Annotated in this window: 13 protein-coding genes and 1 pseudogene; 1 reads left to right on the top strand and 13 read right to left on the bottom strand. The window is 63.5% G+C overall.

All coding sequences use genetic code 11. The features are described 5' to 3' along the window. Positions 1-12: 12 nt before the first annotated feature. The 6 genes from sucD to B8784_RS18765 form a co-directional block, all read right to left on the bottom strand. On the bottom strand, positions 13-915 hold the full coding sequence (gene sucD, locus B8784_RS18740) for a succinate--CoA ligase subunit alpha (RefSeq protein WP_084399483.1): 903 nt from the start codon (positions 913-915) through the stop codon (positions 13-15). A gap of 10 nt (positions 916-925) precedes the next feature. Next, positions 926-1,528, bottom strand: a complete 603-nt coding sequence (locus B8784_RS18745; RefSeq protein ID WP_084399486.1) for a hypothetical protein — start codon at positions 1,526-1,528, stop codon at positions 926-928. Between the two features lie 11 nt (positions 1,529-1,539). Continuing rightward, on the bottom strand, positions 1,540-2,733 hold the full coding sequence (gene sucC / locus B8784_RS18750; RefSeq protein ID WP_084399488.1) for an ADP-forming succinate--CoA ligase subunit beta: 1,194 nt from the start codon (positions 2,731-2,733) through the stop codon (positions 1,540-1,542). 125 nt (positions 2,734-2,858) lie between these two features. After that, positions 2,859-4,097, bottom strand: a complete 1,239-nt coding sequence (locus tag B8784_RS18755) for an MFS transporter (RefSeq protein ID WP_084399491.1) — start codon at positions 4,095-4,097, stop codon at positions 2,859-2,861. Between the two features lie 51 nt (positions 4,098-4,148). Next, positions 4,149-5,348 (bottom strand): alkaline phosphatase D family protein, encoded by a 1,200-nt coding sequence (locus B8784_RS18760; RefSeq protein WP_084399494.1) that lies wholly within the window; start codon positions 5,346-5,348, stop codon positions 4,149-4,151. Between the two features lie 76 nt (positions 5,349-5,424). Continuing rightward, positions 5,425-5,973: a DUF2306 domain-containing protein gene (locus B8784_RS18765; protein WP_084399496.1), complete on the bottom strand. Its 549-nt coding sequence runs from the start codon at positions 5,971-5,973 to the stop codon at positions 5,425-5,427. A 105-nt stretch (positions 5,974-6,078) separates the two neighbouring features. Between B8784_RS18765 and B8784_RS18770 the strand changes: the two genes are divergently transcribed. Further along, positions 6,079-6,915: a LytTR family DNA-binding domain-containing protein gene (locus B8784_RS18770; protein WP_158085748.1), complete on the top strand. Its 837-nt coding sequence runs from the start codon at positions 6,079-6,081 to the stop codon at positions 6,913-6,915. A gap of 487 nt (positions 6,916-7,402) precedes the next feature. Here the strand turns inward: B8784_RS18770 and B8784_RS18775 are convergent, their stop codons facing one another. The 7 genes and pseudogenes from B8784_RS18775 to B8784_RS18805 form a co-directional block, all read right to left on the bottom strand. Next, complete coding sequence (locus B8784_RS18775) at positions 7,403-7,693, bottom strand: hypothetical protein (RefSeq protein ID WP_084399498.1); 291 nt, start codon at positions 7,691-7,693, stop codon at positions 7,403-7,405. 90 nt (positions 7,694-7,783) lie between these two features. Beyond that, positions 7,784-8,269, bottom strand: a complete 486-nt coding sequence (folK, locus tag B8784_RS18780) for a 2-amino-4-hydroxy-6-hydroxymethyldihydropteridine diphosphokinase (RefSeq protein ID WP_084399500.1) — start codon at positions 8,267-8,269, stop codon at positions 7,784-7,786. Continuing rightward, the gene (gene folB / locus B8784_RS18785; RefSeq protein WP_084399501.1) at positions 8,262-8,633 is read right to left on the bottom strand and encodes a dihydroneopterin aldolase; all 372 of its coding nucleotides are present in this window, start codon (positions 8,631-8,633) and stop codon (positions 8,262-8,264) included. Before folB ends, folK begins: the two co-directional genes overlap by 8 nt. Beyond that, positions 8,620-9,453, bottom strand: coding sequence for a dihydropteroate synthase (gene folP / locus B8784_RS18790; protein WP_084399503.1), 834 nt, complete (start codon positions 9,451-9,453; stop codon positions 8,620-8,622). Before folP ends, folB begins: the two co-directional genes overlap by 14 nt. Then, positions 9,450-9,944 carry an RNA methyltransferase gene (locus B8784_RS18795; protein ID WP_084399505.1) on the bottom strand — a complete coding sequence of 165 codons (495 nt, stop codon included), beginning with the start codon at positions 9,942-9,944 and terminating at the stop codon, positions 9,450-9,452. Before B8784_RS18795 ends, folP begins: the two co-directional genes overlap by 4 nt. Further along, positions 9,945-10,292, bottom strand: a complete 348-nt coding sequence (locus B8784_RS18800; protein WP_084399508.1) for a hypothetical protein — start codon at positions 10,290-10,292, stop codon at positions 9,945-9,947. Further along, positions 10,289-10,479, bottom strand: a pseudogene (locus tag B8784_RS18805) (isoaspartyl peptidase/L-asparaginase); the annotation flags it as partial. The gene B8784_RS18800 and the pseudogene B8784_RS18805, both read right to left, overlap by 4 nt.

Genomic DNA, 10,479 nt, shown 5'->3' on the forward strand with positions numbered 1-10,479 from the left:
TATAGTCCGCGACTAACCTTTAAGAACCTCTACCATGGTATCGCCGAGCCGCGCAGGGCTGGGTGACACCTTGATACCAGCATCTTCCATTGCCGCGATCTTGGACGGTGCATCGCCTTTCCCGCCCGAAACAATGGCACCGGCATGGCCCATGGTGCGGCCCGGAGGCGCGGTACGGCCAGCGATAAAGCCGACGGTCGGCTTCTTGCGGCCCTTCTTGGCTTCGTCCTTCAGGAACTGAGCAGCTTCCTCTTCGGCGGACCCGCCGATCTCGCCGATCATGATGATGCTTTCCGTAGCGTCATCCGCGAGGAACATCTCCAGCACGTCGATGAAGTTCGTGCCATTGACGGGGTCGCCGCCAATGCCGACCGCCGTGGTCTGGCCGAGGCCGGCATTCGAGGTCTGGAACACGGCTTCATAGGTCAGCGTGCCCGAACGGGACACGACGCCAACGGAGCCCTTGGAGAAGATCTTGCCCGGCATGATGCCGATCTTGCACTCTTCCGGGGTCAGCACGCCGGGGCAGTTCGGGCCGATCAGGCGCGACTTGGATTTCTCCAGCTTCGCTTTCACGCGCACCATGTCGAGCACCGGAACGCCTTCGGTGATGCAGACGATGAGCGGGATTTCCGCGTCGATCGCTTCCTCGATGGCGGCCGCTGCGCCAACCGGCGGGACATAGATCACCGAAGCGGTTGCGCCGGTGGCTTCCTTGGCGTCGCCGGCCGTCGCATAGATCGGCAGTTCGGCGCCATTGTCGGCGGTCCATTTCTGGCCGGCCTTCTTGGGGTGCGTCCCGGCGACCATCTTGGTGCCGAAATAGTCCAGCGCCTGGTTGGTATGGAACGAGCCGGTATTGCCGGTCAGGCCCTGGACAATGACTTTGGTATTGGAATCGATGAGGATGGACATTCAGTGCTTCCTATTGCGCATCGTTTGGCGCCGGCTGGACCGGCTTTGACTTGTTCATGGACAGGGTAAGATACCGCCCGTCCGACACTTTCATGGCGTAAATCGTGATGACCTGACCGTCTGCCGCCACACCGCTCCAGCGGCCCAGTTCGGGGCCGGCATCGCCATAGCTCTCCGTGTCGCCGATGAAGCCGTTGACCCCTTCCAACCCCGAAAGATCGACATCGCTAACCGTCGCTTTATCGAGGACGTTCACCATGCAGGTCACGCCCTGCAGGTGAGGAAAGTCAATCGGGGTGACCTGGGCCGAAAGGAAGAGGTCCGCCTTTTCGGCCGCCATGGTGCCCGCACGGGCCATGTTCTCCACCTCGGACGTAGACGGCATCTCCCAGCCATTGGCCGCGAGCACCTCTCCAGGCTGCGCGTCATCGACCACGACAGGCGCACAGACCTTCACGAATTCGGTGAGCACGGACCCAGCCCCGTCAGGGGCCGTTACCTCGCCGGAGATCGTCGGCTCAAGGCCGCCCGCCTTTGCCCCGCACGCCGGCAGCCCTGCAAGCATGATTGCAGGCATGGCCAGTTTGGCGAGGGAGAAAGCCAGGCGGGTCATCGCGGGTCGGTTTAGCCCTTAATCGCTTCGGTGATCTTCTTCGCCGCATCGTCGAGATCGTCGGCGGGGATCACGTTGAGGCCGGAATTCGCGATGATTTCCTTGCCCTTGTCGACATTCGTGCCTTCGAGACGGACAACCAGCGGAACGCCGAGATTGGTCTCTTTCACCGCGGCGATAACGCCCTCTGCGATCACGTCACACTTCATGATGCCGCCGAAGATGTTCACCAGGATGCCCTTCACGTTCGGGTCCTTCATGATGATCTTGAAAGCGGCCGCGACCTTTTCCTTGTTCGCGCCGCCGCCGACATCGCAGAAGTTCGCCGGCTCTTCACCGTAGAGCTTGATGATGTCCATCGTCGCCATGGCGAGGCCGGCCCCGTTGACCATGCAGCCGATCGTGCCATCAAGGGCGATATAGGCGAGGTCCCATTCGGAGGCCTCGATTTCCTTTTCGTCTTCCTCGGTCTTGTCACGCAGCTCGACGATGTCGGGATGACGGAAGAGCGCGTTGCTGTCGAAGGAGACCTTGGCGTCGAGGACGCGAAGATGGCCGTTTTCCATGACGATGAGCGGGTTGATCTCCAGCATCGACATGTCCTTCTCGATGAAGGCCTTGTAGAGCACCGGGAAGAGCTTCATGCCGTCGGCGCGTGCATCGCCCTCGAGCTTCAGCGCGTCGCACAGCTGTTCGCTGTCCTTGTCGGTCACACCCGCCATCGGGTCGATCGGCAGGGTAAGGATCTTTTCCGGCGTGGAATGCGCGACTTCCTCGATATCCATGCCGCCTTCGGTGGAGGCGACGAAGGCCGGCTTTCCGGTCGCGCGGTCGATCAGCAGCGAGAGGTAAAGCTCACGGTCGATGTCGGCGCCGTCCTCGATATAGAGGCGGTTGACCTGCTTGCCTTCCTTGCTCGTCTGGGCGGTGACGAGGTGATGGCCGAGCATCGCCTTGGCATGCTCCAGCACTTCTTCCTTCTTGAAGGCGAGGCGAACGCCACCCTTCTCACCGGCTTCCTTTTCCACGAACTTGCCCTTGCCGCGACCACCGGCATGGATCTGGCTCTTCACCACCCAGAGCGGCCCGGGCAGGCTGTCGACCGCCTTCTGGACATCATCGAGGGAAAGAACCGGCACACCGTCAGCAACCGGGGCACCATACGACTTCAGGACGGCTTTGGCCTGATATTCATGTATGTTCATGGGTAAATTTGGCCTCTTGGAATCAGCGGGCAACGGGCCTGTGGCCCTTTAAAAACTTGTGGCCTTATAACACTGCAAACTCTCGGCGCAACCGGATGGGTACGCGGGATGGACGCAGCTTTTCCCTACTCGGCCCGCGGGTCGATTTCTACGGCGGTTGCCGTTGTGGGTAGAGTAATATTCCAGGGTTCCTGGACTTCGGAGGGCGCTTCTTTCCGCGAAGCCCGCCGCCACAGCAGGGAAATCATCAGCACGGCCGACAAAATTGCAGTCAGCAGGAAGAGCCCGCCATCGGTAAATGGCAGCCGGAAGGCGTAACCGGAAAGCGGCGGCCCGATCACCGAGCCGAAAGCCCAGACGAAAAGCAGACCCGACATCACACGGGCGATATGGCTATGGTCGGCCCGGTCGATGGCGTGGGCGACACCGATCCCGTAGAAGGAAAGCGACCCCGCCCCCCAGACGGCCAGGGCGATCAGGATGGTGTTGCGCGGCAGGCCCGGAAAGAGCCCGAGTACCAGCGCTGCTGCCGTGGAGATGCCCGCCATGACGGCAATCACCAGGCGCCGGTCGATATGGTCGGAAATCCGCCCGGCCGGCCACTGGCTGATCAGCCCGCCGACCCAGGCCGCAGCCGCCGCGAGTGCCGCCGCTCCGGTCGCCCCGCCCACCACATCCGGCAGCGCGACCCCGGCATAGATGGGCAACAGCGCCATGGTGCCGCTATTGATGACCCCGGCCAGGAAGACCGCGATCACCGCCGATGGCGCCAGCATGAACAGGCGGCGCAGCGGAAACGTCTCATTGCCCGGCGCGGCCGGCTCGCCGCGGCGTGTCAGGCAGACCGGCAGCAGCGACAGGCAGAGGAAGATGGCGCACCACAGATACGGCCGGAAATCGATCGGCGCGAGCCCGGCGACGAAGAACGGACCCATCACCAGCGCAAGCTTGCCGATCAGGTGGTAGAAGCCGCTGACACTGCCGCGGCTCTTGGCCGACACCGTCGCGCCGAGCCAGGATTCAATCGAGGAGAACATCCAGGCGAAGGCCGCACCCTGGATGACGCGCATCGCCGTCCAGCTCCACGGGTCGAGCGCCAGCTGCATCGCCAGCACCGTCGCGCCGCTGACGGCGGCAGCCGCCGAAAAGACACGGATATTGCCGAACAGGATGATCGCATTGGAGGAGGTCCATGCCCCGGCCATGAAGCCGACCGCATTGCCGGCCGCCACGGCCCCGATCAGGCCCGGATTGACGCCCAGCGTCTCAAGGCCAAGCGGGGTGACGACATTCAGGATGCCGATCCCCAGCTGCAGGAAGGCCGTCGCGGCGATCAGCACCCAAACATTGCGATAGTCAGCCATGTCCCGGCGACTCCCTAAGGTTCCAACGAATCGCCCCGCCTGCGCGGGCGCTTAATCGACCCCAATATCGGAAAAAGCAATATCATTCCGCCGTGCGGTGCGGCCATCACTGTCTTTCACAACGAGTGACACGGTTTCACCGGCCCAGTCGATCTCCACCACGCCGTAATTTTCAGGCGGATAGGCCCCCCCGATCTGGCGGCTGTCGCGCTCGGCGCTTTCCTCGGCGAAGGAGAGGTTCAGCGAAGAGGCGGTCAGCTCATTGGCCGCGTAGGGCAAAACGCCGCGCTCCTCATAGACGAAGCCGGCATGGCGGTCGCCGGACAGGAAGACGACGCCCTCCGCCCCGGTCGACTGGACGAGTTCGAACAGGCGCGCGCGCTCGTCCGGCAGCTTGTCCCAGGCTTCCCAGCCATGCACCGTCGGCATGACCTGGATGGACGAGACAATGAAGCGGATATCGGCCGGGTCCTGCAGCCGGTTTTCCAGCCACGTCCACTGCGCCGCGCCCAGCATGTCCTGCATCGAGCCCTCCGGCGCCGGGACATAGCGTTCCTTGCCCACCGCGCCCGGCTCATCCGTCGGCGTCAGGTCGGAGCGGAAGAAACGCGTATCGAGCACGATGATCTGCACGCGCTGGCCCTCGGGGCCGAAGCTGCGGGCATAATAGGTGCCGGGATACTGGCCGACCTCTTCGCCGTCGAGGCCCCAGAAGGTCTCGTGGATCCGTTCCGACAGCGCCTTGAAGGGAAAATCCTTGCCGCCATCATTGGCACCATAATCATGGTCGTCCCAGGCCACCATCATCGGGAATTTGGCGCGGACCTGACGGAATTCCTCGCGCTGCGCCAGTTCGCCGAAGGCTTCGCGCAGCTCGTCCAGCTCGGGCTGGTTGCTCTGATACTTGCCGTGATCGGTGTCGCCATAGACATTGTCGCCGATCATCAGGAACAGGTCGGCCTCTTCCTCGCCGAGCGTGGCGAGCGTCGGGCTCGGCTGTTCCTCGTCATTGCAGGAGGCGACCAGGATGCGGTCGAGCACAGCGTCTGGGGCGGGCAGCGCGACCCTTTCAGGGGCCTGCGGCAGGGCCGAGGCCGGAATGGTTTCGTAATAGCGCTCAAGGGCTTCGACGGCCGTCTGCGGTTCGGGCTCGAAAATGCGCTGGATGACATTGCGGTCGCCGCCTTCCGTCGCACAGGCCGAAAGCGCGACCACGCCGGCTGTCGCCGCCACCAAACCCCTGACCGTCATTGATAACTCCCTCCGAAATGCAAGACGCCCGGCCTTTATGCCGGGCGTCGTTTACATCTTAAAGACGTGATCTGGCTCAGAGAGCAAAGAAAACATGCCACATCAGCCGTCCGGGCAGCAGCGAGAAGAGCCCGGCAATCACCATGCCGCCCACGAACATGTTCGTCATGTCCTTTCGGTGACGCGCCACGTCCCGGCGCTTGATCGCCGCGATCCCCATTGGCAGGCCGAGCATCGTCCACGCCGACAACGCATGGATCGGGCCGAGGCTGGTCTGGAAGAGCGTGCTGATGAAGAAGGAGGAGCCGGCCGTCACAGCCATCGAGACGACCCAGGCCCAGCCAAAGGTCCGGTGCAGACGAAACCCCTTCGGCGCGACCATCAGATAGATGCCGATAGCGAGCGTCGTCAGGGCCGCGGCGACATGGATCTGAATGGCAATACCGGACTCGATCAGCGGCGTCGGGTCGAACCGGAAGCGCGGCAGCCGGCCAATCTCTATCAGGCTGAGCGCGCTGATGCCGGCATAGATCGGAAGGGCGATCAGCAACGTCCAGGCGGTGCGGGACAGTTTCGGCCGCCGGATCAGCAGGCGGGCGCGGGAAGAAACGTCTGTCGGGCTCATTGTCATCTCTCCGGTCATGGCGGTTGATTGTGCGGGCAACGCATCGGCTGCCGTCCCCGCCAAGACTGCCGCGCCGGCTCCAGCCCGCGAGCCGGAATGCGCCAGATGGCTGGAATCCTTCGCGAAATACCGCCAGTGTCATTCGCGAAGCGCGAATGGAGAGGGGCGTACGACTTGCGCATCGCGATCGACTGGACAAAACGCGGCCGGGAAGCGCTGATCCTTGTCGGGATCGCGCTGTTTCTCGCTTTCGTGCGCCCTTATGGGGGTACGGGCGGCAGCCCATTCCTGCTCAATTTCCTGGTCTGGCTCATCCTGATCGTGTCGGGCACGGCCGTGGGCGAGCTGACAGTATGGGCCTATTATAAATGGCGCCCGCAAGGCCCGGCCTGGCTGATGATCGTCCTCACATCGCTGGTCACGGCTGCCGGTGTCACGGGCGTCATCTATGCCCTCAAGGCCCTATCGGGCGGCTATATCCTCGTCGGCAACGCGCCGGTCCATATCCTCTATTTCTACGTCCTTGTGATCGCCACCGCCATGACGCTGCTCGGCTACACGCTCGGGCGCGCCTTCAATGTCGCCGGGCCGGATTTCGTCCACCGCGTCGATGACCGGGATGCGGTTGCCGCCTTCCTGGAGCGCCTGCCGGTAAAGTACCGCACGGCAGAACTCTGGGCGGTGTCCTCGGAAGACCATTATTGCCGGGTGCATACGAGCCTCGGCTCGGATCTCATCCTGATGCGCCTCAGCGATGCCGAGAGGGAGCTTGGCAGCGTGGACGGACTGCGCGTCCACCGCTCCTGGTGGGTGTCCCGGATCGGGATCCAGGGCGCGCGCCGCGAAGGCGGGCGAATCGTGCTCGTCCTGAAAAACGAGGCCGAAGTGCCTGTCTCGCGCTCCTATCAGGACACGGTGAAGCATGCGGGGCTCGCCCCCTGATCCCCCGCAGAATTTACGATTCATTAACTGCCCGCAAAAGGCCCCATTCCGGCCTGACATGGAACCTATTCCGGAACCAGCCTGTTTCTTGCAAGTCCGTAAACCCAGATACGTCCGCATAAGAACGGGCACCCCACAGGGTCCGGAAATAACGCAGGAAGTGACGATGGGTATTCAACTGACACAGCTCCTCGCGAAGGGATTCAGCCTCGCCGTGCTCGGCTTTCTCGCCGCGGTCACGCTGATCATGGCCTTCGCGCCGGCTGGCTCGATCTATAACTAGATCCGCCTGAGCGGCTGGGGCTCCGGACTTTCCGACAATTCAAGCTTGAGGCGTATGCCCTCTCGAAAAAGGGGGGGGAATATATAACCGCGCGCCCAATGAATGGCCCGAGGATCGTGGTTACGCTCTGCCGATATCGACCGTGATGCCTGATCCGCTACTGGTATAAACAGAGGTGTGGGGCTACTCCGCAGGCACAGCCTTCTATTGGCTCTTGCCGGCTGTCTGTACCTCACCAGCCCGGAGAGCGGCTTCAAAAGCGGCTTGTCGCATCTCCTGCACGATGACACCAAGAACAATCATCAGGACGCTGATATTAATCATCACACCGCCAGCAACAACCGCCGGGAACCCCGCCGGTTCACCTGAATTCATCCCTAGGCCGCCGATAAAGGTGCTGCCGACACCCATAGCCAAGAGCAACAGCCCCATATCCTTGATGCCAGATTTGCTGGCTTCTGGCATGTTCGGCCGTTTCCATACGGTCTTTGTCATGACTTCCCCTTTGGTTGCGTCGCGCCACTACAGCGCGACGCTTTGGCGTGTCAAACGGCCTGGACGATATTTTGCGAGTCGCTGGGAGGCCTAGGCCATTTTCACGATGCGGGCGGTTTCTTCTCCCGCAAGGGCATCGAGATGCACACGCACGCTCTTGCCCCCAATCTCCAGCGCCGGCGCGATCTCGGCCAGCGGGACCAGTACGAAGGCCCGCTCGGTCATGCGCGGATGCGGCAGGGTGAGCGCCCCGCTGTCACGGGTCTCACCGGCCATCCAGAGAAGATCGATATCGATCAGCCGCGGGCCCCAGCGCACCGCCTCTTCGCGGCCAAGCGCCTTTTCGAGGTCCTTGCAGGCCGTCAGCAGCGCTTCCGGCGACAGGTCCGTCGCCACCAGCGCGCAGGCATTCACGAAATCCGGCTGGTCCTCCACGCCCCAGGGCGGCGTGCGCCAGAAGGAGGAGGTCCGCGTGATGGACACGCCGCGCATCTCATCCAGCACGGCCATGGCGTGCGCGATCATCGCCCGGCTGTCGCCGAGATTGGACCCGAAGGCGAGTGCTGCTTCAGCCATCGCGTTCAAGGGTGATCTCGACCCCGACATCGTCGAAGAAATGGCGGACCGGCGCGTTCGGCTTGCGGATGCGCACCCGCACGCTTTTGACCAGCGGGAAAGTCTCCAGCACGCCATGACCGATGCGTTCCGCCAGCGTCTCGACAAGGTTGAACGGGCCGCTCACCGAGATGTCATGCGCCAGGTCGCAGAGCTTCCCATAATCGACCGCATCGCCCATCGTATCCGAGGGCGCCTCGGTGCGCGCGACAAGGCATTCGATGTCGGCATAGAATTTCTGCCCCAGCGTCTTTTCCGCCGGGATCAGGCCGTGAAAGCCGTGAATGGCCAGGTTGGAGACGAAAACCCGTTCAGTCCGCCGCATAGTCGATTGCCTCCCACATGGAGATTGCCTGTTTGTGTTCGGCCACATCGTGGACGCGCAGCATGTGCGCGCCCCGCCTGACACTGTCGAGCCCGGCCGCCAGCGTGCCGATCAGCCGGTCCTCGACCTTGTTGTCGTAAAGCTTGCCGATGAAGGACTTGCGCGACACGCCGATCAGGACCGGGCATTCGAACTGGACGAGCGCGGGCACATGGCCGAGCACGGTGAAATTCTGCTCATAGGTTTTCCCGAAACCGACACCCGGATCGAGGATGACATGTTCCGGCGGCAGCGAGGCAGCCGCGCATTGCTGCAGCGCCGCCTCGAAGAAGAGCAGCATGTCCCTGGCCGCGTCGATGCTGCCATCGGCGGCTCCGCGATTATAGGTGATGACCAGGGCCGACCCGGTCTCGGCGGCGGCGTGGACCATGTCCGGATCCGACAGGCCGGACACATCGTTCAGGATCACCGCGCCAGCCTTCGCCGCCGCGCGCGCGACACTCGCCTTGTAGGTGTCGATGGAGACCGGGGCGCGGTCATGCCCGCTAACGGCCTCGACCACCGGGATGGTGCGGGCCAGTTCCTCTTCCGCGCTGACCGGGGTCGCGCCGGGCCGGGTCGATTCCCCGCCAATGTCGATGATGTCGGCGCCCTGGCTCGTCATCAGGCAGGCATGCGCGATGGCGTCCGCGACGCCGTCATGCTCACCCCCATCGGAGAAGCTGTCCGGGGTGACGTTCAGGATGCCCATGATCAGCGTGCGCTTGCGCGCCTCGGCCATCACCCAGTCCCGCAGTTTCGCGTGGTCGGCCTCCATCATCGGCTGGTCTCCATTTTCGGCCCGCCGGGCATCACAGGGCGGTCGCGGAAGCTGCCCATGGAGCGCACCCGGTCATACATGACCAGCGCCCCGGCGAGGCTGACATTGATGCAGAACTTCGTCGGGATCTTCACGACATGGTCGCACCTGGCCAGCATCTCCGGCGTCAGGTCGCCGCGCTCGCGGCCCAGCACATAGGCGGCCGCCTTGGGGTGCCTGAACTCGGGCAGCTCGACCGCATCATCGGTCAGCTCGACGCCGACCAGCTGGCAGCCCTTGGGCAGCGCCATGTCGCCAATCGTCTCCCACTGATAATAGGGCACGCTCTCGAACGTCTTGGAGGTGTCGGCCTTGTAGGCGAGCTTCACCCGGTCGGCCGCCTTCACCGAAAAGACGAAGCTTGCCCCGAAGGCGTTCGCCGTGCGCATCAGCGCGCCAAGGTTCATCGGCTTGGAAATGCCTTCCGCCCCGATCGCGAAATAGCCGCGCATCTAGAGAAGCCCCACTGTCAGCCGCCACATCAGGGCGATCACCACGATCAGCGCCGGTGCGATCAGCGTCGCCTTGCGCGCGCGCTTGATATGGTCGATCGCGCGGGGATATTCCGCCGCCAGCCACTTGGCCGCATCGCCGACATCGTCGCCCGCTTCCAGCTGGTCCGGCCCGTTCACCGCGGCGACCACCGCAAACCTTGCCGGGCCGTCCTCCAGGTCGGGGAACTTCTCCCTCGCCGCGCGCCGCAGCGACATGCCGGCCATCAGCCGCATCTGCACTGCCAGCGCGAAGCCGAAAAACGCGACCAGCCCCGCAATGAAGAAAACAAGATCGTGCATCGTCATCGTTTCGTCGCCACCTCGAAGCGCCCGCCGGATGTCACCACCCCGCGCTTCATCGTCTCCGCGTTGAACACCGTCTCGACATGGCCGAGCACGTCGATCGCGATCATCCCGCCATCCCCGCCGAGCACAGAGAGATCCTCCAGCGAGCCATGCGCCGCCTCCGTCAGGCCCTGACGGCCATAGCGCA

The sequence above is a fragment of the Henriciella aquimarina genome, from assembly GCF_002088975.1.
Lineage (GTDB): Bacteria > Pseudomonadota > Alphaproteobacteria > Caulobacterales > Hyphomonadaceae > Henriciella > Henriciella aquimarina.